We start from the raw sequence: 24585 nt of genomic DNA on the forward strand, positions 1-24585 counted from the left end.
TTCATGTAGTCGTTGGGGACGTTCTTGAATGACTAGTCGTTCAAGAACGTCCCCAATGACTGGGTCGGAAAATTTCTTAAAAAAGTTCTTGCCCTAAGCTGATTCGTCCGTATAATAAACTTCGTTGCTTGAGAGCACGCACCTATTCCTCGGTAGCTCAATGGTAGAGCACGCGGCTGTTAACCGCGCTGTTGTAGGTTCGAGTCCTACCCGGGGAGCCAGAATTTTCCAGCCCTTTCCGTTGGGCTTTAAATTCCTCGGTAGCTCAATGGTAGAGCACGCGGCTGTTAACCGCGCTGTTGTAGGTTCGAGTCCTACCCGGGGAGCCAGGTTGTAAAACCCGTCGCTTATGCGGCGGGTTTTTTCATGCCGCGATCGCTGTTCGCGAACGTTACCGTATCAACATTTCGTGTCGAGGATGTAATCCCGAGGCTCGCCACCTCAACATGGCGCGGTCGTTGTAGAATATTGCAATGATTGCTCCCACGAGATGGTGCCGCGAGCACCAGATAAGGAGATTCTTGTGTCTGAGACCATTAACGGCAGCCTGAGCGTCTCGAACGACGTTATTGCCGATATTGCCGGTTATGCCGCGATGACGTGCTATGGCGTCGTCGGTATGGCTGAGCAGCTCCAGGGCGCCGAGAGCGTGCGCCTGCTTGCCGGTCAGCGCCTCCGCAAGGGCGTGCTTGTCTCCGCCGACGAGAACGGCCTTACGGTCGATCTTCACGTCGTGCTCGAGAACGGCGTCAACATGAAGTCCGTCTGCCACAATCTTTCGAGCTCCGTTGCCTTCACCCTGCAGGAGATCGCCCAGATCGATCCCGCCAGCCTTAAGATCGGCATCCATATCGACGCGCTCAAGAGCCGTCTGAACTAGCATCCGAAAACGGAGATTCAAATACCCATGATTGCAAAGACCATTCGCACCTGTTTTCCGATCGCTGCGGCTGCTGTTTCCGACAAGGCCGAGGAGATCAACAAGCTCAACGTCTTCCCCGTACCCGACGGCGACACCGGTACCAACATGTCGCTCACGCTCGCTTCGGTGACCAAGGAGCTCTCCGCCCTTCCTGCCGATGCCGATATGGAAGCCATCGCCGGCGCCATCACCCACGGCTCCCTCATGGGCGCCCGCGGCAACTCCGGTGTCATCACCTCGCAGATCCTGCGCGGTGTGGCCGAGGGTCTCGTCTCTGCCGACGATCCCATTACGTCCGCCAACATCGCCTATGCGTTCCGTCGTGCCGTCAAGGTCGCCTTCCAGGCCGTCCGTAAGCCCATCGAGGGCACGATCCTCACGGTGCTGCGCGATGTCTCGACTAAGGCCGACGAGTGCGAGAAGAAGAAGTTCTCGGCTGAGGATTCGCTCGATGCCATCGTCGTTGAGGCGTATCAGTCCGTCGCTCGCACGCCCGACTTGCTGCCCGTCCTCAAAGAGAACGGCGTGGTCGACTCCGGCGCCTTTGGCTTTGCCATCTTCCTGGAGAACTTTGTTGCCGCCGCGCTTGGCCGCAGCACCGTTGTCGAGGATTTCTCCGCCACGTTTGATTCCGCTGGCTCTGCCCGCGATGCGGCCCTTGGTCGCGTTGAGATCGAGGCCAATGACGATTGGGAGGGCTCGGAGTTCCGCTACTGCAACGAGTTCCTCTTTAAGGCCGACGCCCCGTTTGACGAGGACGAGTGCCTTAAGTTCCTGGGCTCCATGGGCGACTGCGAGCTGCTCGTGGGTGCCTACCCCGACTACAAGATCCATGTGCACTCCAACACCCCCAACCTGGTGCTCGAGCACATGCTGCAGCTTGGTCAGATCTATGAGGTCTTTATCCACAACATGGAGATGGAGGCCCACGACCGTACCGCTAAGATTCACGAGGACCAGGAGAAGGCCGCCGAGCCCGCCAAGGCCTTGGGCTTTGTCGCCGTTGCCGCCGGTTCCGGCGAGGCAGACATCCTCAAGTCCCTCGGCGTTGACGTGATCGTCTCGGGTGGCCAGACCATGAACCCCTCGACCGCCGACCTGCTGGGCGCCGTCGACCAGGTCAACGCGACCTCGGTCATCATTTTGCCCAACAACGGTAACATCCGCATGGCTGCCGAGGCCGCTGCCTCTGCCTGCGCCGATAAGAAGGTCGCCGTCGTTCCCACGAAGACCGTCCCGCAGGCCTTCTCCGCGCTGTTCGCGGTCCTGCCCGATTCCGAGCTTGAGGACGCCGTCGCCGCCATGGTCGACGCCATCAGCGAGGTCCGCGATGGCGAGGTCACCCGCGCCGTGCGCGATTCCAGCGCCTCGGACGGCTCGCCGATTCACTCCGGCGACGTCATGGGCATCATTGCCGGCTCCATCGACGTGGTCGGCTCCGACGTGAAGCAGGTCACGCTCGACTGCATCAACCGCATGCAGGAGGAAGAGGAGGGTGACGCGCTGACGATTCTGGCCGGCGAGGAGCTGTCCGATGAGGCCTTCCAGGAGATCGTCGACGCTATCGAGGAGGCTCAGCCCGACCTGGAGATCGACGCCCATCGTGGCGAGCAGCCGCTCTATCCCGTGATCTTCTCGATCGAGTAGGCAACTGCCCATGTCCGAGCTGTGCTCCGTGCCGCGCGTCTCGGAGCGCTTTGCCCAGAGCAATGCGCTCGACGAAGATATCGCGCGACTCAAATATGTTTCGGGTAAACGTGAGGAGGCCCTTCGCCGTCTGGGAATTCGGACAGTGGGGGACCTCCTTCTCCATATTCCTCATCGATACCTCGACTTTACCCGTTCGTGGTCCATCGAGATGGCGCCCATCGGTACCGTGTGCACCATCATCGCCACGGTCGATCGTATCGTCCAAAAGCAGCCGCGTCCGCGCATGCAGGTGACCGAGGTCTCACTCGTTGACGAGACGGGCGTGCTGCAGGTCGCCTTTTTCCGCCAGCCCTGGATTGCCCAACAGCTTAAGCAGGGCGACCGCCTGGCCGTGATGGGCAAGGTTGAATTTGCCTACGGTTTTAAGCAGATGGCCTCGCCGCACTTTGAAAAGCTCGAGGATGGGCGTGCCGCAGGCACCATCCTGCCGGTCCATTATGTGAGTGACGGCGTGAGCCAGGCGTGGATGCGCCGCATCGTAAGCGGCGCGCTCGAGGTCGTCGGCAATCCCTTCGACCCGATTCCCGCACGCTTGCGCGTCAAGCGACGCCTGATGAGCAATGCCCGCGCGCTTCGATCGATCCACTTTCCATCGAGTATGGCTGAGCGGGATATCGCGCGACGTCGCCTTGCTTATGAGGAGTGCCTTTACCTTCAGCTGGCGCTGCGCCTGCGCAACGATGGCGGCCTAGTCGATGTGGTGCCCTATGCCCACACCGCGGGCGAGCACCTGGCCGCACTCAAGCAAGCCCTGCCGTTTTCGCTGAGCGACGAGCAGGAGGCCGCGTTCCAAGATATCCTGCGCGATATGTGCGATGGCGGGCGCGTGATGAACCGCCTGCTGCTGGGCGATGTCGGTACCGGCAAGACCGCCGTTGCCGCCTGCGCGCTGGCTGTGGCTGCCGATAGCGGCACGCAGGCCTGTGTTATGGCGCCCACGGGCGTGCTGGCGCGCCAATATGCCGATAAGACCGGCCCTCTGCTCTCTCAGGCCGGCATGTCCTGGGCGCTTCTGACGGGTGCCACGCCGGCCGCAGAGCGCGAGCGCATTCATGCCCAGCTGGAATCGGGCGAGCTCGACGTGCTCTTTGGCACCCACGCGGTGCTTTCAGATAACGTTGCGTTCAAGCATCTGTCGCTCGTGGTCATCGATGAACAGCACCGGTTTGGTGTGGGCCAGCGCAATGCCCTGCGCGCCAAGGGCCCCGGTGCGGACCTGCTCGTTATGACGGCGACGCCGATCCCGCGTACGTTGGCGCTCTCTGTCTATGGCGACCTGGACACGAGCATCATTCGCCATCGGCCTGTTCCGGGGGCAGGCGTTACGACACGCGTGCTCACCGAGTCGAGCCGTGACTTGGCCTACGGCGCCATCCGCGAGGCGCATGAAAAGGGCCAGCAGGCCTATGTGATCTGCCCCCTCGTGGAGCCGAGTGACTCGGCCGATGAGCTGGAAGACGTGCCCGGTATTGCCCGCGACGATGAGGGCCGCGTAACCGTCCCCGTGCCGCTGCACGATACGGCAACCGAGCTCGACCGCCTGCGCCTGGCGTTGCCGGGTCTTGTCATCGAGCGCCTTCACGGCCGCATGCCGGCGGGGGAGAAGGACCGCGTGATCGATGCCTTCAAGCGCGGCGAGATCGACGTGCTCGTATCGACCACGGTGGTCGAGGTGGGTGTCGACGTGCCCAACGCCACCGTCATGGTCATCGAGAACGGTGAGCGCTTTGGCTTGGCGGCCCTGCACCAGCTGCGCGGTCGCGTGGGCCGCGGCAGCGTGTCGGGCACGTGCCTGGTCATGACGCACTCCAAGGGCAACGGCGGCGCGTCGGCGGCGCAAGATCGTCTGCAATCGCTCGAAAAAACCTCGGATGGCTTTACGCTCGCCCAGATGGACCTGCGCCTGCGCCACGAGGGCGAAATCCTGGGGTACCGCCAGCACGGCGGTGTGACCTTGCGCTTTGTGGACCTGGACGCCGATGAGGACCTTATCGAATGGGCCCATTTGGACGCGGTCGAGCTCTTGAGGTATGCTTGCAACCTTGACTCTGTGGCGACGCGTCCCTTGCGCGACGCGGTCGCCATGCGTTATCGACATATCTTTAAGGAGGTCAGCGGAGGATGAGAATCATCGGCGGCGAATGGCGCGGTCGTAAGATCGAGGAGCCCCGTGGTCGCGATGTCACCCGCCCCACGACTGATCGCGTGCGCGAGGCGTGCGCATCTATGGTCATGTCGGCATTCGATTTCGATTTGGACGAAGTTCGTGTGCTGGACGCCTTTGGCGGCTCCGGTGCCTTAGGGTTAGAGATGCTCTCTCGTGGGGCCCGCTCGCTCACGACGTTTGAGATCGATCGCAACGCCGCGCGGCTCATTACCAAGAATATCGAGTCGCTCTGCCGCGACCGTGCGCGTTGGCGCGTGGTCACGGGCGACATGCTGGCGAGTGCCTCGCGCGGTCGTGTACCGGGCGGCCCCTTTGATCTGGTCCTACTCGACCCGCCCTATGCTTTTGGTGCCGAGCCGGTCGAGGAACTGCTACAGAACTTGGCTCAGCAGGGTCTGCTTGCACCTGGCGCTTATGCCCTGTTTGAGCATGCCGCCGCCGATGCGGGCGCGCATCCGGCAGACTTTGAGACTGTACGTGAGAAGCGCTACGGCATTACCTCGGTCGACCTGCTTCGTTGGGTCGGCGATGACGATGGTGAGGGCGATAGCGCCGGCACCGATGCTGACAACAACGATGCCACGACGTTTCAGGAGGATGCTCATGAGTGACACCATCAATCGCGTGATCGTCCCGGGTACCTTCGATCCCATCACGTTTGGCCATATCGATGTGATCCGCCGCGCCCGCCGCATCTTTCCCAGCGTGATCGTCGCTGTTGCCGAGTCGCAGGGTAAAAACGGTGTGGGCACCACGTTTACGCTCGATGAGCGCGTGGCGCTGGCCCGCGAGGCGCTCGGTGATATCGACGGCGTTGAGGTCCTGCCCTTTACCGGCCTGCTGGTCGACTTCGCTCGTGAGCAGGGGGCGGGGGCCGTGGTCAAGGGCCTGCGCGCCATGACCGACTTTGAGTACGAGCTGCAGCAGGCCGACCTCAACTATCGCTTGGATAACGAGCTGGAGTCCATCTTTGTCATGAGCGCGCCGCAGTACGGCTATATCTCAAGCTCGGTTGTTCGCCAGATCGCCTCGCTCGGTAGTGACGTATCGACGTTTGTCCCGCCCAACGTGGTCGAAGCGCTCAAACATCGCTTTTCGTGACGTTTCTTATTGCCTGGTGGCATGTGGTAAACTAGCACGATGATATGTTACCTATGAAAGGAGACCGGATGCCGGGCGAGAATTTTCCTGGCGATAGGATCGTCAGCTTGGTCGATGAGCTCGAAGGGCTGATCGAGGAAGCCAAGCCGCCTTTCGGCAAGAACGCTCAGTTCAAGGTCATCGACGCCGACGTGTTCTTCAACATCCTCGACGAGATCCGCATGAGCTATCCCGAGGAGTGGCAGAAGTCCCGCCGTATCCTTAAGGAGCGCGAGGAGCTTATGGCTTCCGCCGCCGCTCAGGCCGATTCCATCATCGCCGACGCTCAGCAGCAGGCCCTCACCATTGCCGGTGAGCAGGAGATCGTCCGCCTTGCGCAGCAGCAGGCCGACGACATCCGCGATCGTGCCCAGCAGTACGAGCGCGAGACGCGTTATGCTGCCGAGGACTACGCAGAGCAGGTCTTTACGCACCTTGAGGAAAACCTCAAGAGTCTGACCGGCACCGTTACCCGTTGCCGTCAGCAGCTCAACGAGGGTGCCGCCCAACAGAATGGTCAGTGGTAATGGCTGAGTTCCCGAGCGTTACCGTCGATCTTTCTGAGCAGCTCGAGTTTCCTGGAGATTCGTATCCGCTGACCGGTAAGGTCGATGTCCCCACCTACACGGTGGGCGAGAAGGACTACCAGCTGCAGGACGGCATCGACTACGACGTTGTCTTTACCAATGCCGGTACCGGCGTCTTGCTCACGGGTATGGTCCGCGCGCACGCCACCGGCGAGTGCGACCGTTGCCTGGAGCCCGCCTCGTTTGATATCGCCGGCGAGATCGAGGAGTTCTACCTCTTTGAGGAGCCCGAGGATCCCGAGGCCTACGAGGACGGCTACGAGCTCCTGGGTGAGGACCGTCTAGTCGATCTGGGTGAGCCCATCAATGACGCGGTCGTTATGGACACGCCGTTTGTAGTGCTCTGCAAGCCCGATTGCCGTGGTCTGTGCCCCACATGCGGTTGCAATCTCAACGTCGAGCAATGCGATTGCGCCGCCCAGGCAGAGGCGGAATGGGCCGCTGCCACGGAAAATCCATTTGCAGCATTGAAGAATCTCAAGCTCGATGAGTAAAACTGTGGTAGTATCGCTACTTGCGCGTAATCGCCACACTGGATAGTTCATAAGGAAGGTCACTATGCCCGTACCTAAACAAAAGCAGGGTCGTATCCGCACTCACACCCGTCGTTCCGCCAACATGAAGATCTCGGCTGCGGCTCAGTCCACGTGCCCCCGTTGCGGCGCTGTCAAGCTTCCGCACCACGTGTGCCCCAGCTGCGGTTTCTACAAGGACCGCGAGGTTATCGTTACCGAGTAACGGTATACTCTGGATGCGATGCCGTTCCAAATGGAACCACAATGGCCGGCTCAATGAGTCGGCCATTTTTGTATAAGGAGCATGTATATGAGTAACGTTCGCGTTTGTGTAGACGTTGTGGGTGGAGACGAGAAACCTCAGGTCGTTCTCGATGGTATCGAGGCTGCACTTGCCGCCGATCCCGATATCGAGGTCTTGGCAGCTGGCCCCGCCGAAATCGTCAATCCCTTTGCTGCTTCCCACGCACGTGTTGAGGCCCTTGAGGCACCCGACGTTATCGCCATGGATGACGATCCCATTCGCGCCGTGATGACCAAGCGCAAGTCTTCGATTGTGCTTTCCTGCCGCGCCATTAAGAAGGGCAACGCGGACGCGTTCTTCTCTGCTGGTTCTACTGGTGCTATGACCGCCGCGGCCACCGCTTACGTGACGCCATTTAGGTATCAGGCCGAGGGCAAGAAGCAGCCGGTGCGTCCGTGCCTCACCAATGCGCTGCCCAATCGTTCCGGCGGCCTGACGGTCCTGTGCGACATGGGCGCCAACCCCGATGTCGAGGTCGATGACATGGTGCGTTTTGCTCAGATGGGTAGCGCCTATGCTCGCGTCGTCCTGGGCATCGAGCATCCCCGCGTGGGCCTGCTTGCTAACGGCACCGAGGACGAGAAGGGCTCCAACTTTACCAAGGCCTGCTTCCCGGCCATGAAAGCCGCCGTTCCCGGCTTTTTTGGTAACTGCGAGGGAACGGACATCACCTCCGGTAACTTCGATGTCGTCGTTGCCGATGGCATGTCGGGCAATATTGCGCTCAAGGCCACCGAGGGCGCTGCCAAGTTTTTGCTGCAGGAACTCAAGGGTGCCTTTATGTCTTCGCTTGGCACCAAGATCGCCGCGCTGCTCATTAAAAAGCAGATGCGCGAGATAAAGGCCAAGCTTTCGGGCGACGCCAAGGGTGGCGCGATTCTTTTGGGCCTGCGCGGCGTGGTCCTGATCGGCCATGGCGCCACTTCGGTCGAGGCTGTTAAAAACGGTACGCTCGCGGCGGCCGAAGCCGTGCGCGCCGGGCTGGTCGAGAATGTCGCCAACTCCATGGACGGCATCGTTTTATAACAGCGGCGTTATGCGTCTCGGGGCGTGCGTCGTGGGGTAGAATCAGAACCGTGTCTTGGTACCGCCCGGGCGGTACCATTCTTTTGGTATTCATGCACTATGAGAGGAAGCGCTATGGACCGCTCCGAAATCTTCGACAAGATCGCCGAGGTCGCTGCTGACGTTCTGGGCGTCGATGTTGCCGAAATTAGCGATGAGACCACCTTTGACGACCTCGATGCCAACTCGCTCGAGCGCCTGCAGCTGGTTACGGCTATCGAGGACGAGTTCAACCTCGAGATCGATGACGAGACTCTGCTCTCGCTCAACTCTGTCGCCGACGCCGTCGACGCGATCGAAAATGCCAGGGAGGCCTAAGTCTTGGCTTTGTCTGAACGACTTACGCGCGCCCAGGAAATCCTGGGCCATGAGTTCAATAATAAGGTGCTGCTGCGCGCGGCCCTTACGCATCCCTCGGCAGTCGAGGGCCAGCCGGTTTCTGCCAGCTATGAGCGCCTTGAGTTCTTGGGCGATTCCATTTTGGGCGCTGTGGTCGCACGCTCCCTGTTTGAATCCTATCCGGAGTTTGACGAGGGCAAGCTCACGCGCCTGAAGGTGTCGCTTGTCTCGGGCGCTACGCTGTCCGAGGTTTCTCACGAGCTGGGCATCGACGACATCATCATCTTTGGTGCCTCCGAGACCGGTACCGGTGCGCGCGGCCTGCATTCGGCGCTCGAGAACGTCTATGAGTCGCTCGTGGGCGCGCTGTACCTGGATGCTGGCTGGGATGCCGCGGCAGAGTTCATTCACCGTACGCTTAAGCCGCATTTGGCTTCCGAGCGTGCCGAGCATCCTGCGAACCCCAAGTCGTTTTTGCAGGAGTGCGTGCAAGCCGACGGTCACGAGCCCCCGGCGTACAAGCTCGTTGGCTCCGAGGGCCCGGCGCATGCGCCCACCTTTACCGCCGTGGTTTTGATCGATGGTATTCGCCAGGGTCGCGGCTCCGGCTCCTCAAAGAAGGAAGCCGAGGGAGCCGCCGCGCTCGAAGCGCTCGACCGCATGGGTTACACCACCAACGGCGTGATTTTGAACAAGAAGCACGTGTAAGCGAGGAACCGTGTATCTCAAGTCCCTCACGCTCAAAGGGTTCAAGTCGTTTGCCGATCGCGCCCATATGACGTTTGAGCCGGGCCTGACCGTCATCGTCGGTCCCAACGGCTCGGGAAAATCGAACATCTCTGACTCGATTCTGTGGGTCCTGGGCGAGCAGAGCGCCAAGCAGCTGCGCGGCCAGGCCATGGAGGACGTCATCTTCTCGGGCTCGTCAGCGCGCAAGCCGGTGGGTATCGCCGAGGTCACGCTGGTGCTCGATAACTCGGACCATATGCTGCCCGTCGATTTTGACGAGGTCGCCATCACCCGTCGCATGTATCGCTCGGGTGAAAGCGAGTACCTCATCAACTCGAGTCCGTGCCGCCTGATGGACATTCAGGACATCCTGCACGATTCAGGCCTGGGTAAGGATACGCATTCCATCATCAGCCAGGGCAAGCTCGACGCCATTTTGCAGAGCCGCCCGGAGGAGCGCCGCGCCCTCATCGAGGAGGCCGCCGGCATCTCCAAGCACAAGCGCCGCAAGGAACGCGCGCTCAAAAAGATTAAGTCGATGGACGAGCACCTGACACGTGCCCGCGACATCAATAAGGAAATCGCCCGTCAGCTGCGACCGTTGGAGCGTCAGGTCGATCGCGCGCGCAAGTATAAAGAGCTGTCCTCGCGCGCGAACGAGCTTACGCAGATGCTAGCCGTCGACGAGCTGCGTTCGCTGCAGTCGCAGTGGAACGACCTGGAGAGCCGTTCCAAGGAAGGTGCCGCCGAACTTGAGCTTGCGCAGTACCGCTTGGGCGAAAAGGAGCGCGAGCTCGAGAAGCTTCAGGTCATGCTCGAGGAAAAGGGCCTGTTTGTGGGCGACCTGGGCGAGCAGCGCCGTCATATGCAAGATGTGGTCGGCCGCATTAACTCCGACATGCGCCTGCTCGAGGAAAAGGGCCACAACATGGTGTCGCGCCTGTCTGACATGCGCGGACAGATTTCGAGCTCCGAGCATCAGCGTCGTCGCGTGGTCGAGGAGCTCGAGGACGCGCGTGCGCAGCTTGAGGAAGTGACCGGTGCGCACATGCAGGCCCAGGAGGACGTTGACGCCGCTGGCCCTGCCGCTGCCGAGCTCCACGAGCGGCGCGTGGCGCTCGACAATCAGATCTCGCAGCTTACGCGTGAGCAACGCGATGTGCAGCGCGTAGCCGATAATGCCGCGCTCGAGCTCGCCAAGGTGAAGGATTCCTTGAGCAATGCCGAGGTCGAGGACAACATTTATGCCTCGCGCCTGGAGCAGATTGACGAGCAGCTCGAGGAGGTCATGGCCTCGCTCGAGAGCCGTCGTGACCGCGCCGAGGAGCTTGAAGGCGCTCTTGAGGAAGCGCGCCAGGCCCAGGCCGATGCACGTGAGGCCACCGAGGTCGCCCGTGCAGCCCTGAAGGACTTGCGTAATCGTGAGAGTGAGGCGCGCAACAAGCTGTCCGAGGTGCGCTCGGAGCTTGCCAGCCAAAAGAAACTCGATGCCCGCATGGCCGACAGCTCGCCGCTCGTGAGCCGTCTGGTGGGTGTGCTGGGCGACGATGTCTTGGGTCGTCTGGGCGACGTGCTGGAGGCCCCGCGCGAGCTTGAGGGCCTGGTTGAGCAATTGCTCGCCGGCGATATCGATGCGCTGCTGTTTGATGACGCCGCCACGCTTGAGCGTGCCGGTCGTGCGGCTCTGGACCAAAAGAAGGCCTCGGGCGAGGCATTGCTGGTGGCGCGCGGCGTGAGCGGCTCTACCGCCGCTGAGGGCGCTGCCGGTACCCGCCTGGTTGATCGTCTGTCCGTGCGCGCAGGCTACGGACCCGTCGTCGAGGCGCTGCTCGGCGGCTATTACGTAGTGGACGATCTTTCTGCCGCGCTTTCGGCGCCGGTCGTTGACGGCGTGACTTACGTGACCCCCGATGGCGCCCGCGTCGCCTGCGGCGGCCTGGTGCGTGTGGGCCTCGATGCCGGCGAGGCGTCGGGTGCTCTGGAGCGTAAGCGTCGCATTCGCGAGCTGGAGGGGCTTGAGCCCGATTTGGCCGCTGTGTTTGAGCATGTGTCGGATCAGGTCGTCGAGGCCAATGCGGCCGTTGAGGAAGCGCGTGCCGCTGAGGGCGATGTCGCCGGTGAGATTGCCCGTCTTGAGGGCGAGCGCCGCTCGCTGCTTTCCGAGATCGGCCGCTTGGAGCAAAGCGCCAACAATGCCGAGGTCGAGCGCGTGCGCATCTCCAAGCGCCGCGAGCAGGCCGCCGAAGCCGTTCGCGCTGCGCGCCCGCGGGTTGATGAGCTCACCCGTTCGCGTGACGAGGCCCGCGCGCAGGCAAGCGATCTGGGCTTGCAGATTGCCGAGGCCAACGACGAACTTGACCGCGTTCGCCGTGACGATTCCGAGGCCGCCGGTAAGCTCGCCGATGCCAAGGTGCGCCTGGCCCAGACGAGCGAGCGCCTGCGTTCGCTGAAGGGCCGCGTGCCCGACCTTGAGCATCGTCTTGAGGGCATCGACCGTCGTATCCGCGGAACACGCCAGGCCTCGCGCTCGCTCGAATTGCTGCGCCTGCGCGTCGATCCCATGCACGAACGCTATTCGGCCCTGCTGGAGCGCGCGTCGGATTGGGCCTCGCGTCTGCGTGACCAGGCTTCGCTCGAGGAGGCTGACTCGGCCTCGCTTAAGAAGACCATTGAGGACGCCAAGGCCGAGGTCTCCCGCGCCAAGGAGCGGGTCGATGCCGCCACCGCGACGCAAAACGAGTTCAAGGTCGCTCGCGGCAAGCTTGAGGTGCAGGTAGAGGCGGCTATCAAGGCCATTACCGCCGATGGCACCACGGTGCTCGAGGAGGCGCTCATGCTTCCTGCGCCCACCGACCGTGACGCTGCCGAGCGTGAGCTCAACCAGCTCGTGCGCCAGATCAACAACCTGGGCCCTGTGAACCAGGTTGCCATGGAGGAGTACGAGCAGCTCAAGCGCCGCGCCGATTACATCGAGGAGCAGCTGGCCGATCTGGAGAGCGCGCGCAAGGCGCTCACCAAGATCACCGTGGCCATTGACCGTAAGATGCGCAAGGCCTTCCTGGTGACCTTCGAGAAGGTCGATGCGAACTTCCGCGAGATCTTCGCCATGCTGTTTCCGGGTGGCCAGGCACATCTGGAGATGACCGACCCTGAGCATCCGGCCGAGACGGGCATCGAGGTCGTGGCGCAGCCGCGTGGCAAGCGCATCACCAAGATGATGCTCATGTCGGGCGGCGAGAAGAGCCTGACGGCGCTCGCCTTGCTCTTTGCTGTCTATCGCACGCGTACGGTGCCGTTCTATGTGCTGGACGAGGTCGAGGCGGCGCTCGATGACGCCAACCTGTCCAAGCTCATCGGCGCACTCGACGTGTTGCGTTCCGATACGCAGCTCTTGGTTATCTCGCATCAGCGCCGTACTATGGAGGACGCTGACGTCCTCTACGGCGTCTCGATGCAAGCCGACGGCGTCAGTCGCGTCGTCTCGCAAAAACTCGATCGCGAAACCGGAAAGGTCGTGAATGCATAATGGGATTCTTCGATGCTCTCTCGCGCGGACTTGAGCGCAGCCGCGAGGCCCTCAACGAGGTCTTCTACTTTGGCGGCGAGGTCGACGAGGATTTTTGGGAGGACCTAGAGGACACCCTCGTCATGGGTGACATGGGTGCCGAGGTCGCGATCCAGGTGTCCGATGACCTGCGCGATGCCGCGGCCAAGAAGAACCTTAAGACCGCCCCGCAGCTCCGTCGCGCCCTGGCCGAGCAGCTCGAGCAGCATTTTGTGCCCGTCGAGCGCGATCCGTTCGCCGACACGCCGAGTTGCGTGCTGTTTGTGGGCATTAACGGTGCCGGCAAGACCACGACGGTCGGCAAGATCGCGAGCGCCATGTCTGCCCGCGGCAAGAACGTCGTGATCGGCTCAGCCGACACCTTCCGCGCCGCCGCCATTGAGCAGCTCGATGTGTGGGGCCAGCGCGCCGGCGTTCCCGTCATCAAGCGCGACCGCGGCTCCGACCCGGCGAGCGTTTGCTACGACGTGCTCGACGAGGCCGACAAGCGCGGCAGCGACCTGGTGCTTATCGACACCGCCGGTCGTCTGCACACGAGCCCCGAGCTCATGCGCGAGCTTGCCAAGGTGGTCAACGTGACGCGTAAGCGCGCCGCCAATATGGCCGCCGGCCCCATGCCCGTCTCGGTCGTCCTCGTAATCGATGCCGCAACAGGCCAAAACGGCCTGAACCAGGCGCTCGAGTTTAACGAGGCGCTGGGCCTGGACGGTATTATCATGACAAAGCTCGACGGCACGGCAAAGGGCGGTATCGCCATGGCCGTGGCCGAGAAGCTCAAGCTTCCCATCCTGCGCATCGGCGTGGGCGAGCAGGTCGATGACCTGCAGGAGTTTAATGCCAAAGATTTCTGCCGCGCCCTGGTGGGCGAGTCCAATTAAGGAGTGACTAGTGTTTGATTCCCTGAGCGATCGCCTCAACGACACATTTGACCGCCTGCGCGGCAAGGGCAAGCTGACCGAGGCCGATATCACCTCGGCCATGCGCGACATTCGCATGGCGCTGCTCGAGGCCGACGTCAACTTCAAGGTCGTCAAGGAGTTCGTCGCCAAGACCAAGGAGCGCTGCATGACCGCCGAGGTCATGGAGTCGCTGTCGCCGGCGCAAAACGTCGTCAAGATCGTGCTCGATGAGCTCACCGATATGCTCGGTTCCACCGAGAGCAAGCTCGTCTTTAGCAACCGCATCCCCAATGTCATCATGCTCGTGGGCCTGCAGGGCTCCGGTAAGACCACGGCGGCCGTAAAGCTGGCATACCTGCTCAAGAAGCAGGGTCGCTCGCCGCTGCTCGCCGCGTGCGACGTCTATCGTCCCGCCGCTGCCGACCAGCTTGCCACGCTCGGTGGCGAGATCGGCGTGCCGGTCTTCCGCGGTGACGGCGCGCACCCGGTCGATATCGCCAAGGGCGCCATCCAGGAGGCCGTTGACCACCTGCGCGACGTGGTCATCGTCGATACCGCCGGTCGCCTGCAGATCGACGAGCAGATGATGCAGGAGGCCGTGGACATCAAGAAGGCCGTCAAGCCCGATCAGGTGCTGATGGTTGTCGATGCCATGACCGGTCAGGATATCGTCAACGTCGTCTCGACCTTCGCCGAGCGCACCGACTTTGACGGCGTGATCATCTCCAAGCTCGACGGCGATGCCCGTGGCGGCGGCGCGCTTTCCGTGCGCCAGGTGACCGGCAAGCCCATCAAGTTCGTGAGCATGGGCGAGAAGCCCGATTCGCTGGAGCCGTTCTATCCCGATCGTATGGCCAAGCGCATTCTTGGCATGGGCGACGTTGTCGGCATTATCGAGAAGGCCCAGGAGGCGGCCGACGCCGAGCAGCTCGAGGCTGCCGAGCGCATGCTGCGCGAGGGCTTCACCATGAACGACATGCTCGATCAGATGAAAGCCGTCAAGAAGATGGGCGGCATGAAGGGGATCCTGGGCATGCTCCCCGGTGGCCAGCGTGCACTCAACCAGATGGGCGGCAACCTGGACGAGGGCATCTTCGATAAGAACGAGGCCATCATCATGTCGATGACCAAGGAGGAGCGCCTGCGTCCCTCCATCATCAACGGTCAGCGCCGCGCGCGTATCGCCAAGGGCGCCGGCGTAACCCCCACCGAGGTCAACAGCCTTATGAAGCAGTGGGGCGAGATGAATAAGATGATGGGCCGCATGCGCACGATGGCCAATCAGGCACAGGCCGGCGGTAAAAAAGGCAAAAAGGGAAAGAAGGGCAAGAGGATGCGCATGCCCAATATCCCTGGCCTGGACGCTATGGGTCTGGGCGGCATGGGCGGCCTTGGTACGGGCGGTCCCAAGTCCGATATGGAGCTGCTGCGCCAGATGGAAGCGCAGATGCGTAATAAGAAATAGGGCTGTAATTCCAGCTTGATATGGCAAAGGCCACTCGGAAGCTACCGGGTGGCCTTTGTTGTTGGCTATGATTGTTGGGCTGCGTTTAGCGTCGTGCCCTGAGCTCGCGGTGCCGTGCCGTTAGTGGCAGCCGCAGCCCTCGTGGCCCTCGTGCCCGTGATGGCCGTGACAGCTGCAGGCCTCGCCATGTTCGTGGGCGTGGTCGTGGTCATGGCCGTGGCAGCCGCACGTGGCCTCGCCGTTCTGTGCGAGCGTGCCGGCGATAAGGGCCTCGACGCAAGCGTCGCAGCTGCCCTGGGTACCTGCGTATACCGTGATGCCGGCTTGGGCAAGCGCGTTGATGGCGCCACCGCCGATACCGCCGCAGATGAGCGTGTCCACGCCGCCGTTGGCGAGCAGGCCCGCAAGGGCACCGTGGCCGGTGCCGCCGGTGCCCACGACCTGCTCGTTGAGCACCTTGCCGTCCTGAATGTCGTAGATCTTGAACTGCTCGCTGCGGCCAAAGTGCATAAAGATGTTGCCGTTGTCGTACGTGGTTGCCACCCTCATGGTGCCGACCTCCTTTGCTGGCCATGCGGCCGTTGTCGTGGAAATGGGGGAGTACGCGATGTTGCCGCCTTCGATGACGAGCGCTCGTCCGTTGACCAGCGCGTTTGCCACCTTACGATGCGCGCGGCTGCAGATTGCCGCTACCGTGGCGCGGGCAATGCCCATGTGCTGGGCGACGGCCTCCTGATTGAGGCCCTCCAGGTCACACAGCCGCAGGACTTCGAGCTCGTCGACCGTCATATCGATGGCGTCTCCGCTGGCAAGGCCGTCGGGGGTAAAGCCGCGGTATTCGGGGATGATCCCAACACGGCGCAGTTTTTCGCGTCTTCCTGCCATACGTGCTCCTTATCTGTCATATGTCAACAATAGGATAGCGAACGTGCAGATTTGCGCAAGGAATTTCTGGCATATGTCAGAAAATGAGGGCTTGTGTTTGGGCTGTGGGGCCGCGTGCGCCTGGGCTACAATGAATCTCGCTTGTAGGCAACTGACAGGAGGGTCAATGAGCAAGGCTGATCAACAGTTTGTAGCCATGTGCCGCGATATTCTGGACCATGGCACCACCACCGAGGGCCAAAAGGTCCGCCCGGTGTGGGAGGACGGCACCCCTGCCTATACCATTAAAAACTTTGGTGTCACGGCACGCTACGACCTGCGTGAGGAGTTTCCGGCGCTTACCCTGCGTCGTACGGCCCTCAAATCTGCCATGGATGAGATCCTATGGATTTATCAAAAGAAGTCCAATAACGTGCATGATCTCAACAGCCACATTTGGGATGAGTGGGCCGACGAGACCGGCTCCATCGGCAAGGCCTACGGGTATCAGATTGGGCAGAAGAGCCATTATGCCGAGGGTGACTTCGATCAGATGGACCGTGTGCTGTACGACCTTAAGCACACGCCGTACAGCCGCCGCATTATGACGAATACCTACGTGTTTAGCGACCTGTCCGAGATGCACCTGTATCCGTGCGCCTACAGCGTGACGTATAACGTGACGCAGCGCCCGCAGGATGATAAACCGACGCTCAACATGATTCTCAACCAGCGCAGCCAGGATATTTTGGCTGCGAACAACTGGAATGTGTGCCAGTATGCCATTTTGCTGATGATGGTTGCGCAGTCGGTCGATATGATCGCTGGCGAGCTGCTGCATGTGATTGCCGATGCTCACATTTACGACCGTCATGTCGATATCGTCCGTGATCTTATCGAGCGTCCGCAGTTTGCCGCGCCTAAGGTAACGCTTAACCCCGATGTACATGACTTCTATGCGTTTACGACCGATGATCTGATCGTCGAGGGCTATGAGCACGGCCCGCAGGTCAAGAACATCCCCATTGCGGTGTAGGTGACGCGCATGACGTGTAAGCTTTCCGCCATTGTCGCCGTGTGTGACGATTGGGGCATTGGGTGCGAGGGTGACATGGTCGTGTCCAATCGCGCCGACATGCGTCATTTTGTGGCGTGCACCAAAGGCTGCCCGGTCATTATGGGACGCAAGACGCTGCTGAGTTTTCCCGGCGGGCGTCCGCTCAAGAACCGTCGTAATATCGTGCTCACGCGCGATGAGGACTTTGCTGCCGAGGGCGTCGACGTGGTGCATAGCGTCGACGAAGCGCTCACCGCGGTAGCCGATGAGCCCGTTGCGTGGGTGATCGGTGGCGGCGAGGTGTATCGGCAGTTTTTGCCGTATTGCGCCGAGGCCGAGGTTACGCATGACCATTGCGTGCATGACGTGGATACGTACTTTCCCGATCTGGATGCCGATCCCGCGTGGGAGATTGCGCGGCGTGGCGGTGTTGCCACGATTGCCTCGGGCGAGGGCGACGAGGGTGTCGATTATGAGTTCGTAACGTATCGTCGCGTTGAGGCGTAAATCGTCCGGCGTGAACGGTATCATCGGATTATTTGAATGCATGGGGCGGCGCTTAGCGTCGCCTCGTTTGGTATAGATGCGCTGTAAAGAAAGGTGCGGGCTGGCTGCTATGACTGATGCCGTTGAGGTGCTGCGAATCGATTCGCTCGAGGACGAGCGGCTTGATGCCTACGTGCGACTGACCGAGCGTGAGCTGCGCTGCGTGCTGGAGCCGCAGAAGGGCATTTTTATCGCCGAGAGTGCCAAGGTCATCGAACGTGCGGTTCGCGCCGGATACGAGCCGGTGAGCTTTCTTTTGGGCGAGCGCTGGCTCGACCAGATGATGCCGCTGTTTGAGCGCCTGGCGGTACGCGAGGGCGCGGGTCCGGTTCCCGTGTTCGTGGCCTCGATGGAGCTCATGGAGCGGCTGACGGGCTTTAACGTGACGCGCGGTGCGCTCGCGGCATTCCGTCGTCCACGCCAGATTCCGGTTGATGAGTTCTTGGGCGGCGTCGTCGAGGCAGCGGGGGAGCGCCCGGTGCGCGTGTGCGTGCTCGAGGGCATTGTCGACCATACCAACGTCGGCGCGATTTTCCGCTCGGCGGCTGCGCTTAACGTCGATGGTATTTTGGTGAGCCCCACTTGCTGTGACCCGCTGTACCGTCGCTCGGCCCGCGTGAGCATGGGCACGGTGTTCCAGGTGCCCTGGACGCGCATTGGCAGCGAGGCGCGCGTATGGCCGCATGATGGGCTGGCGGCGCTGCACGATGCCGGCTTTTCGTGTGCCGCCATGGCGTTGACGGATGATTCGGTGTCGCTGGACGATCCCGCACTGCAGGAAATTGACCGTCTGGCAATCTTTATGGGCACCGAGGGTGCTGGCTTGGGCGCCAAGACTATTGCGGGCTGCGACCGCGCCGTGCGTATTCCAATGGCGCATGGGGTCGATTCGCTCAACGTGGCCGCGGCAAGTGCTGTCGCCTTTTGGCAGCTGTGCCCGCATGTGAGCAACGAATACCACTATCAGCCGGGTTTGTATCACTAGACAGATATTTCGCACCGGGCTCTGGTTCGGGGTGTTTCGGCCGATGCCGGTCGGTGCTAAGCTGGTATTGGTTTTGGTCTTAAATTGCCGTTTTGTTGTTTGATATACGCTGGTGGGGAGGGCGTGTGGCTAAGAAGTCTACGGCTATCGATGTAACGCAGGGTGTCATTTGGCAGCAGCTGCTTTCGCTGTGCGTTCCCATCTTCTTTAGCTCGTTTTTTCAGCAGGCTTACACGCTTATCGGTACCTATATCGTCGGCCAGTTTGGCGGCAAGCTCGCGCTGGGTGGCATTCAGGCCACGATGGTGCTTACGGAGCTCTGCATCGGCTTTTGCGTCGGTGTGGGTGCTGGCTGTGCGGTCATTACGGGTCAGTTTTTTGGCCAGCACGATGACGACCGCCTGAGCCGATCGGTCCATACGGCCATGACGCTCGCGCTGGTGGGCGGCATTGTCATTTCCATTCTGGGCATGGTGTTTGTCGAGCCGATGCTTGTGTTGATGAATACGCCGCATGAGCTGCTGGCCGAGGGTGTGGCGTATGCCCGTTGCTACTTTGCCGCCATGTTTGCAGCGCTGCTGCTCAATATGGGGACGGCGTTGTTGCGCGCCGTGGGCGACACGCGCGGTCCGGCGGTCATTATTGCCTCCGGCTGCTTCGTCAATGTGGCATTCGACATTCTTTTTGTCGCCGTGCTGCACATGGAAGCGCTGGGCTGCGGCATCGCGGTGGCGCTGACTATCTGCACCAATGCCACGATGATTGTGATCCGCATGATGCGCGCTCCGGGAGCGTGGCGTCTTTCGCTCTCAAAGCTCGGTATTGACCCCGGTATCTGCAAGAGCATGCTTTCGTGCGGTTTGCCGCTGGGCGTTCAGTCTGCGGCGTATTCGATCTCCAACGTTTTGATTCAAGTGTCGGTCAACTCGTTTGGAGCCGATGTCACGACCGCTTGGGGCCTTTCCGGCCGCCTGGACGGCATTATCTGGATGGTGACTGAGGCACTCGGCGTGTCGATCACCACGTTCTCGGCGCAGAACTTTGGTGCGCGCAATTACGATCGCATGCGCAAGGGCTACCATACGTCGCTCGTGCTTTCATTTGTACTTATCGGCGGCCTGTCTGCCGTGCTGCTGGTGTTTTCGGGCCCGCTTTCGCGTTTGTTTATCGACGATGCCGCGATTTCGACCTACACCACGACGATTCTTCATTTCATCGCGCCGTTTTACGCGATTTTCTCGATTATCGAAAACGCGTCCGGCTCCATCCGTGGCGCTGGCGTGAGCTTCCAGCCTATGATGCTCACGATCTTCGGCACGGTCGTGCTCCGCGTGGCGTGGGTGTTCGCGATTATGCCGCTCGACCCCTCGCTCGAGCATCTGCTGCTGGTCTACCCCGTAACCTGGGTAATCACCGCCACGATGTTCACCGTCTACCATCACAGCGGCAACTGGCTAGGCCGCGCCACCGCCAAATGAACCCTTGGGGACAGAGGAAAACGGATCATTGCTCTCCGTGTTGATGTCGATGATCTGTTTGCCTCCGTCACCTTCGGATCAATTAGTATTCGATGCCTTGGCGGGCTAGGAGGCCTTCGTCGAAGTAGTGTTTGACGGGGCGCATTTCGGTTACTAGGTCGGCAAGGTCGGCGAGGGGCAGCAAGCCGCGGCCGGTGAGCACGAGCTCCGTGGTGGTCGGTTTCATCGCAATCAACGTTTCGACATCTTCGCGCGTCACAAAGCTCCGTCGCATGGCTTCTCCTAGCTCATCCAAGATCAGCACGTCGACCTGGCTAATCTGCTCGCGCGCCAGCTCCATGATCTGTGCGGCACAGGCTTCGGGCGTGTCGCGGTCGGCTTGTACGATGCGTAGCCCCAATCGAGGTGCTGCGTCATGTTCGGCGCAGTGCAGCTTCTTGGCAAACTGAAGCATGAGCACGTTAAGTCCATAGCCCGTGGCGCGCAGCGCGAGTCCCAGCGCAGCCGTCGTCTTGCCCTTGCCGTCGCCCGTATAGATTTGAACCTTGCCGACTTCCAGTGATGCCATCTCTGTCCTTTCGTGCCCGGCGTCGGTTTATCGCCGTCCGGGTTGGGTATTCTAGAAAACATTATCAACCCCAGTAGATGGAGTTCAAGCAGATGGAGATGGATGACAACAAACGTAGACGGAATATGATCCTCTACGTGCTCATCGCCTTCGTCGTCTACCTCGTGCTCTCGACCGTTCTGTTCCCCAACATCGGTCACACGCAGCAGATTACGAAGACCGATTACTCGACGTTTGTCAAAGCGCTCGATAAGAAGAGTGTCGACAAGGTCGAGTACAACACGGACGATTACACCATTTATTACACCAAGAAGGGCGAGGACGAGAACATCGCCTATAAGACGACCGGTGTGCCGAATGATGCGGGCTTTACCGATCGCGTGCTTGAGTCTGGCGCTTCGCTGGAGTCGGTCGTTCCCGATAAAAACTCGGGTTTGATGACCTACTACCTGCTCACTCTCATTCTTCCCATGGCGATTTTCTTCCTCATCGGTTGGTGGCTTAACCGCCGCATGAAGAAGGCTATGGGCGATGACGGCCCGTCGATGAACTTTGGTGGCGGCGGTTTTGGCGGCGGCGGACTGGGTAAGTCCGGCGCGCGCGTGATCGCCTCCAAGGACGTGGGCGTGACCTTTAAGGACGTCGCCGGCCAGGAAGAGGCCAAGGAGTCTCTCAAGGAGGTCGTCGACTTTCTGGAGAAGCCGCAGCGCTACGAGGAGATCGGCGCCAAGCTGCCGCGCGGTGCTCTCCTTGTTGGCCCTCCGGGTACCGGTAAGACCCTGCTTGCCAAGGCTGTTGCCGGCGAGGCCGGTGTTCCGTTCTTTAGCATTTCGGGCTCTGAGTTCGTTGAGATGTTTGTTGGTCGCGGCGCTGCAAAGGTTCGTGACCTGTTTAAGCAGGCCAAGGAAAAGGCCCCGTGTATCGTCTTTATCGATGAGATCGATACCATCGGTAAGAAGCGCGATGGCGGCGGCTTTAGCGGCAACGACGAGCGCGAGCAGACGCTCAATCAGTTGCTGACCGAGATGGATGGCTTCGATAACCACAAGGGTATCGTTGTCCTTGCCGCAACCAACCGCCCCGACAGTCTCGATCCCGCTCTACTGCGCCCCGGTCGTTTTGACCGCCGCATCCCCGTCGAGTTGCCCGATCTGACCGGCCGTAAGAACATCCTCGAGCTCCACGCCAAGAGTGTGAAGACCGAGCCGCCGATCGATCTGACCGCGATTGCCCGTGCCACGCCCGGTGCCTCGGGCGCCGACCTGGCCAATATCATCAACGAGGGCGCCCTGCGCGCCGTTCGCGAAGGTCGCAAGCGTGCAACCCAGGACGACTTCGAGGAGTCGGTGGAGGTCGTTATTGCCGGTCAACAGCGTAAGTCCACGGTGCTTTCCGACCACGAGAAGCAGGTCGTTTCCTACCATGAGATCGGCCATGCCATTGTTGCCGCTCGCCAGAAGGGCTCTGCGCCTGTCACGAAGATCACCATCGTGCCACGCACGAGCGGTGCTCTGGGCTACACCATGCAGGTCGAGGAGGATGAGCGCTTCCTGACCACACGCCAGGAGGTCCTGGACAAGCTCGCCGTCTACTGCGGTGGCCGTGCGGCCGAGGAGCTCATCTTTGGTGAGATGACGACTGGCGCCGCCAACGATATCGAGCAGGCCACCAAGCTCGCCCGCAACATGGTGACGCGCTTTGGTATGTCCGACGAGTTTGGCATGATGGCGCTCGGTACCGTCCAGAATGCGTACCTCAACCAGGATACGTCGCTCACCTGCGCCCCCGGTACGGCCGAGCGCGTGGACGCGATTGTCGCCAAGCTGATCGAGGATGCGCACGACCGCGCCCTGCAGATCCTGAAGGAGAACAAGTTCAAGCTCCACGAGCTGGCTCGTTATCTGTACAAGAAGGAGACGATCACGGGCGAGGAGTTCATGAATCTCCTCACGCGCGAAAATCCGCTGATGCCGAAGCAGCAGTAATACTAGTTGCGCAGTGTCAATCGCCCCATTTGAGTTTCTATCTCAAATGGGGCGTTTTGTTTGTGGGAGGGATATGTATGAAGATCGTGGTGAGTGCCTGCTTGATGGGCGAGAGCTGCAAATATAACGGGCTCGATAACTACCATCGCGAACTGGTCGAAGCGTGCGAACGTACGGGGACCGAGGTCCTGTTGGTGTGCCCTGAGGTCTTTGGCGGTCTGCCCACACCGCGCAAGCCGTCCGAGATTGTGAACGGAGAGGTTCGTACCTGCGAGGGCATATCGGTCGATCGCGAATTTCGCCTGGGTGCCCAACGAGCGCTCGATATGTGCGAGCAGGCGGGCGGGCCGGAAGAGATCGCCGCGTGCATCCTGCAGGACCGTAGTCCCTCGTGCGGCGCGGGTCGCATCTACGACGGAACATTCAGCGGCGCCCCTACGGCGGGCAACGGCGTCTTCGTTGATTTACTGCTCCGCCACGGTTATCGCGTGATCCCGGCTAGCGAGTTCGACCCCAGCATGCTGGAGCAATAAAAAACCACCACAAAGGTACTGCTCCCTTGTGGTGGTTTTGGGTTAGAGCTAGAGGGTGTGGCCGTAGGCGTTGGCAGCTTTGATGGCGGCGGCGAATTTTTCGTCGGTGAAGGGCTCGGGGTTTCCCTGCTTCCACTCGTTGGTGGCGTGCGCGTATTCGCACAGGGCCGGGATATCTGCCTCGGTAAGGCCAACCTGCTCAAGCGTTACGGGCAGCCCCATCTGCTTGTTAAAGGCGGCGTAGCGCTCAAGGTTCTCGGTATCGCCCGTATAGGCAAACAGTACCAGCACGCCCAGGCTCACGACCTCGCCATGCAGGTAGGTGCCCTCACGCGGAATGCTGCAGGTGGCGTTGTAGAACGCGTGCGCCACGCTCGAGTTGTAGTAATAATCGTTCTGGTTGGTCAGGTTCGAGACATAGCCCGTGTTGACAACGATGTCGAGCGCGATCTGCTTGACGGCCTCGCTCGACAGATTCTGGCGCACATCCTCAAGACCCTGCACACCATAGGTAAACAGCGGCTCGGAGCAAGTGTGGGCGAGTGCCAGGCCAAGACCGGCGGTGTGCTCCAGGTTGCCGGCGCTCGTGGCGTATTCGACCTCGGGCTGCTTAGACAGGGCATCGCCCACGCCGGCCCAGAAGTACTCTGCCGGTGCCTCGGCGATGATCTTGGGGTTGATGAAGATGTGCGCCGGTCGGTTGGGGTACGAATAGCCCTCGAGCGAGCCATCGTCATTGTAGACAACGGCAATGGCGGTCGCGGCCGAGCAGTTGGAGCAAATCGTCGGTACGGTAAAGACGATCTTCTTGAGCTCGATGGCCGCCGTCTTCACAGTGTCGAGTGCCTTGCCGCCGCCACATGCGATGAGCACGTCGGCTTCCTGGCAGGCAGGGGAGTTCACGACCTTGGCGATATTGGCACGCGTACTGTTGGTGCCATAGACGCGCGTCTCCAGGACCTCGACATCGGTACCTTCAAGTGCCGCCTCGATTCCCGGCAGCGCCGCAGCCAGGGCTCGCTTGCCGCCAATGATGGCGACCTTGGTCGCTCCGTACTCGGCCAGTGCGGCGGGCAGCTCGGTAAAGCAATCCTCGCCAACGGTATAATCACTCATTCCAATCGTGCGCATGGCAACCTTCTTTCTTTCGATAAAGTGCTTT

At 61.0% G+C, this 24585-nt stretch carries 23 protein-coding genes and 2 tRNA genes; 22 read left to right on the forward strand and 3 right to left on the reverse strand.

All coding sequences use genetic code 11. The annotated features are described in order from the left end of the window. The first annotated feature begins 146 nt into the window (after positions 1–146). The 16 genes from KTF55_RS05630 to ffh all read left to right on the forward strand — a co-directional run bounded on the left by KTF55_RS05630 (position 147) and on the right by ffh (position 15407). Positions 147–221, forward strand: a tRNA-Asn gene (locus KTF55_RS05630). Between the two features lie 33 nt (positions 222–254). Beyond that, positions 255–329 (forward strand) — tRNA-Asn (locus tag KTF55_RS05635). 161 nt (positions 330–490) lie between these two features. Then, positions 491–880, forward strand: a complete 390-nt coding sequence (locus KTF55_RS05640; protein ID WP_187361832.1) for an Asp23/Gls24 family envelope stress response protein — start codon at positions 491–493, stop codon at positions 878–880. Between the two features lie 27 nt (positions 881–907). Next, positions 908–2569, forward strand: a complete 1662-nt coding sequence (locus KTF55_RS05645; RefSeq protein WP_217107854.1) for a DAK2 domain-containing protein — start codon at positions 908–910, stop codon at positions 2567–2569. Positions 2570–2579: 10 nt separating this feature from the next. Then, positions 2580–4757: an ATP-dependent DNA helicase RecG gene (gene recG / locus KTF55_RS05650; protein WP_217107855.1), complete on the forward strand. Its 2178-nt coding sequence runs from the start codon at positions 2580–2582 to the stop codon at positions 4755–4757. Further along, positions 4754–5410, forward strand: coding sequence for a 16S rRNA (guanine(966)-N(2))-methyltransferase RsmD (gene rsmD, locus KTF55_RS05655; RefSeq protein WP_217107856.1), 657 nt, complete (start codon positions 4754–4756; stop codon positions 5408–5410). Before recG ends, rsmD begins: the two co-directional genes overlap by 4 nt. Then, on the forward strand, positions 5403–5900 hold the full coding sequence (coaD, locus tag KTF55_RS05660) for a pantetheine-phosphate adenylyltransferase (RefSeq protein ID WP_117820276.1): 498 nt from the start codon (positions 5403–5405) through the stop codon (positions 5898–5900). Before rsmD ends, coaD begins: the two co-directional genes overlap by 8 nt. A 68-nt stretch (positions 5901–5968) precedes the next feature. Then, positions 5969–6466 (forward strand): ATPase, encoded by a 498-nt coding sequence (locus KTF55_RS05665; protein WP_040358176.1) that lies wholly within the window; start codon positions 5969–5971, stop codon positions 6464–6466. Then, positions 6466–7020, forward strand: coding sequence for a DUF177 domain-containing protein (locus KTF55_RS05670; protein ID WP_217107857.1), 555 nt, complete (start codon positions 6466–6468; stop codon positions 7018–7020). Before KTF55_RS05665 ends, KTF55_RS05670 begins: the two co-directional genes overlap by 1 nt. Positions 7021–7084: 64 nt before the next feature. Beyond that, positions 7085–7264, forward strand: coding sequence for a 50S ribosomal protein L32 (gene rpmF, locus KTF55_RS05675; RefSeq protein ID WP_022094017.1), 180 nt, complete (start codon positions 7085–7087; stop codon positions 7262–7264). Positions 7265–7351: 87 nt separating this feature from the next. Beyond that, positions 7352–8371 carry a phosphate acyltransferase PlsX gene (plsX, locus tag KTF55_RS05680; protein ID WP_217107858.1) on the forward strand — a complete coding sequence of 340 codons (1020 nt, stop codon included), beginning with the start codon at positions 7352–7354 and terminating at the stop codon, positions 8369–8371. Between the two features lie 114 nt (positions 8372–8485). Next, complete coding sequence (locus tag KTF55_RS05685) at positions 8486–8728, forward strand: acyl carrier protein (protein ID WP_055309519.1); 243 nt, start codon at positions 8486–8488, stop codon at positions 8726–8728. A gap of 3 nt (positions 8729–8731) precedes the next feature. Beyond that, positions 8732–9457 carry a ribonuclease III gene (gene rnc / locus KTF55_RS05690; RefSeq protein WP_117716046.1) on the forward strand — a complete coding sequence of 242 codons (726 nt, stop codon included), beginning with the start codon at positions 8732–8734 and terminating at the stop codon, positions 9455–9457. Between the two features lie 10 nt (positions 9458–9467). After that, positions 9468–13004 (forward strand): chromosome segregation protein SMC, encoded by a 3537-nt coding sequence (gene smc / locus KTF55_RS05695; RefSeq protein WP_217107859.1) that lies wholly within the window; start codon positions 9468–9470, stop codon positions 13002–13004. Beyond that, the gene (gene ftsY / locus KTF55_RS05700) at positions 13004–13921 is read left to right on the forward strand and encodes a signal recognition particle-docking protein FtsY (protein WP_117769597.1); all 918 of its coding nucleotides are present in this window, start codon (positions 13004–13006) and stop codon (positions 13919–13921) included. The genes smc and ftsY overlap by 1 nt, the downstream gene beginning before the upstream one ends. Before the next feature lie 10 nt (positions 13922–13931). Continuing rightward, complete coding sequence (ffh, locus tag KTF55_RS05705) at positions 13932–15407, forward strand: signal recognition particle protein (RefSeq protein ID WP_217107860.1); 1476 nt, start codon at positions 13932–13934, stop codon at positions 15405–15407. A 120-nt stretch (positions 15408–15527) separates the two neighbouring features. Here ffh and KTF55_RS05710 read toward each other — a convergent pair whose 3' ends face one another. Beyond that, a complete protein-coding gene (locus KTF55_RS05710; protein ID WP_217107861.1) occupies positions 15528–16292 on the reverse strand; it encodes a DUF134 domain-containing protein in 765 nt (254 codons plus the stop codon). Positions 16293–16458: 166 nt separating this feature from the next. Here KTF55_RS05710 and thyA point away from each other — a divergent pair, with 166 nt between their 5' ends. From thyA to KTF55_RS05730, 4 genes are all read left to right on the forward strand, one after another. Continuing rightward, positions 16459–17307, forward strand: coding sequence for a thymidylate synthase (thyA, locus tag KTF55_RS05715; RefSeq protein ID WP_217107862.1), 849 nt, complete (start codon positions 16459–16461; stop codon positions 17305–17307). Between the two features lie 9 nt (positions 17308–17316). Continuing rightward, complete coding sequence (locus KTF55_RS05720; RefSeq protein WP_217107863.1) at positions 17317–17835, forward strand: dihydrofolate reductase; 519 nt, start codon at positions 17317–17319, stop codon at positions 17833–17835. 109 nt (positions 17836–17944) lie between these two features. Next, on the forward strand, positions 17945–18859 hold the full coding sequence (locus tag KTF55_RS05725; RefSeq protein WP_055286414.1) for an RNA methyltransferase: 915 nt from the start codon (positions 17945–17947) through the stop codon (positions 18857–18859). A 125-nt stretch (positions 18860–18984) separates the two neighbouring features. Next, on the forward strand, positions 18985–20337 hold the full coding sequence (locus tag KTF55_RS05730) for an MATE family efflux transporter (RefSeq protein WP_217107864.1): 1353 nt from the start codon (positions 18985–18987) through the stop codon (positions 20335–20337). 82 nt (positions 20338–20419) lie between these two features. On the opposite strand, the gene KTF55_RS05735 is transcribed toward KTF55_RS05730, so the two are convergent. Further along, positions 20420–20905, reverse strand: coding sequence for a cob(I)yrinic acid a,c-diamide adenosyltransferase (locus tag KTF55_RS05735; RefSeq protein WP_217107865.1), 486 nt, complete (start codon positions 20903–20905; stop codon positions 20420–20422). Positions 20906–20997: 92 nt separating this feature from the next. Here KTF55_RS05735 and ftsH point away from each other — a divergent pair, with 92 nt between their 5' ends. Then, positions 20998–22890 carry an ATP-dependent zinc metalloprotease FtsH gene (gene ftsH, locus KTF55_RS05740; protein WP_195520463.1) on the forward strand — a complete coding sequence of 631 codons (1893 nt, stop codon included), beginning with the start codon at positions 20998–21000 and terminating at the stop codon, positions 22888–22890. 77 nt (positions 22891–22967) lie between these two features. After that, entirely contained in the window at positions 22968–23423 is a 456-nt protein-coding gene (locus tag KTF55_RS05745) for a DUF523 domain-containing protein (RefSeq protein WP_217107866.1), read from the forward strand. 48 nt (positions 23424–23471) lie between these two features. Here the strand turns inward: KTF55_RS05745 and KTF55_RS05750 are convergent, their stop codons facing one another. Continuing rightward, complete coding sequence (locus KTF55_RS05750; protein ID WP_217107867.1) at positions 23472–24554, reverse strand: iron-containing alcohol dehydrogenase family protein; 1083 nt, start codon at positions 24552–24554, stop codon at positions 23472–23474. Positions 24555–24585 lie beyond the last annotated feature (31 nt).

This window comes from Collinsella sp. MSK.8.10 (assembly GCF_019041915.1).
In the GTDB taxonomy this organism is placed as follows: Bacteria; Actinomycetota; Coriobacteriia; order Coriobacteriales; family Coriobacteriaceae; genus Collinsella.

Coding starts and splice junctions, on each gene's coding strand:
- KTF55_RS05745 (WP_217107866.1), top strand. CDS start 22,968: ATGAAGATCGTGGTGAGTGCCTGCTTGATGGGCGAGAGCTGCAAATAT.
- KTF55_RS05710 (WP_217107861.1), bottom strand. CDS start 16,292: ATGGCAGGAAGACGCGAAAAACTGCGCCGTGTTGGGATCATCCCCGAA.
- KTF55_RS05665 (WP_040358176.1), top strand. CDS start 5,969: ATGCCGGGCGAGAATTTTCCTGGCGATAGGATCGTCAGCTTGGTCGAT.
- KTF55_RS05720 (WP_217107863.1), top strand. CDS start 17,317: ATGACGTGTAAGCTTTCCGCCATTGTCGCCGTGTGTGACGATTGGGGC.
- thyA (WP_217107862.1), top strand. CDS start 16,459: ATGAGCAAGGCTGATCAACAGTTTGTAGCCATGTGCCGCGATATTCTG.
- KTF55_RS05645 (WP_217107854.1), top strand. CDS start 908: ATGATTGCAAAGACCATTCGCACCTGTTTTCCGATCGCTGCGGCTGCT.
- KTF55_RS05725 (WP_055286414.1), top strand. CDS start 17,945: ATGACTGATGCCGTTGAGGTGCTGCGAATCGATTCGCTCGAGGACGAG.
- rsmD (WP_217107856.1), top strand. CDS start 4,754: ATGAGAATCATCGGCGGCGAATGGCGCGGTCGTAAGATCGAGGAGCCC.
- KTF55_RS05640 (WP_187361832.1), top strand. CDS start 491: ATGGTGCCGCGAGCACCAGATAAGGAGATTCTTGTGTCTGAGACCATT.
- recG (WP_217107855.1), top strand. CDS start 2,580: ATGTCCGAGCTGTGCTCCGTGCCGCGCGTCTCGGAGCGCTTTGCCCAG.
- KTF55_RS05750 (WP_217107867.1), bottom strand. CDS start 24,554: ATGCGCACGATTGGAATGAGTGATTATACCGTTGGCGAGGATTGCTTT.
- coaD (WP_117820276.1), top strand. CDS start 5,403: ATGAGTGACACCATCAATCGCGTGATCGTCCCGGGTACCTTCGATCCC.
- plsX (WP_217107858.1), top strand. CDS start 7,352: ATGAGTAACGTTCGCGTTTGTGTAGACGTTGTGGGTGGAGACGAGAAA.
- rpmF (WP_022094017.1), top strand. CDS start 7,085: ATGCCCGTACCTAAACAAAAGCAGGGTCGTATCCGCACTCACACCCGT.
- ftsY (WP_117769597.1), top strand. CDS start 13,004: ATGGGATTCTTCGATGCTCTCTCGCGCGGACTTGAGCGCAGCCGCGAG.
- ftsH (WP_195520463.1), top strand. CDS start 20,998: ATGGAGATGGATGACAACAAACGTAGACGGAATATGATCCTCTACGTG.
- KTF55_RS05735 (WP_217107865.1), bottom strand. CDS start 20,905: ATGGCATCACTGGAAGTCGGCAAGGTTCAAATCTATACGGGCGACGGC.
- KTF55_RS05670 (WP_217107857.1), top strand. CDS start 6,466: ATGGCTGAGTTCCCGAGCGTTACCGTCGATCTTTCTGAGCAGCTCGAG.
- KTF55_RS05685 (WP_055309519.1), top strand. CDS start 8,486: ATGGACCGCTCCGAAATCTTCGACAAGATCGCCGAGGTCGCTGCTGAC.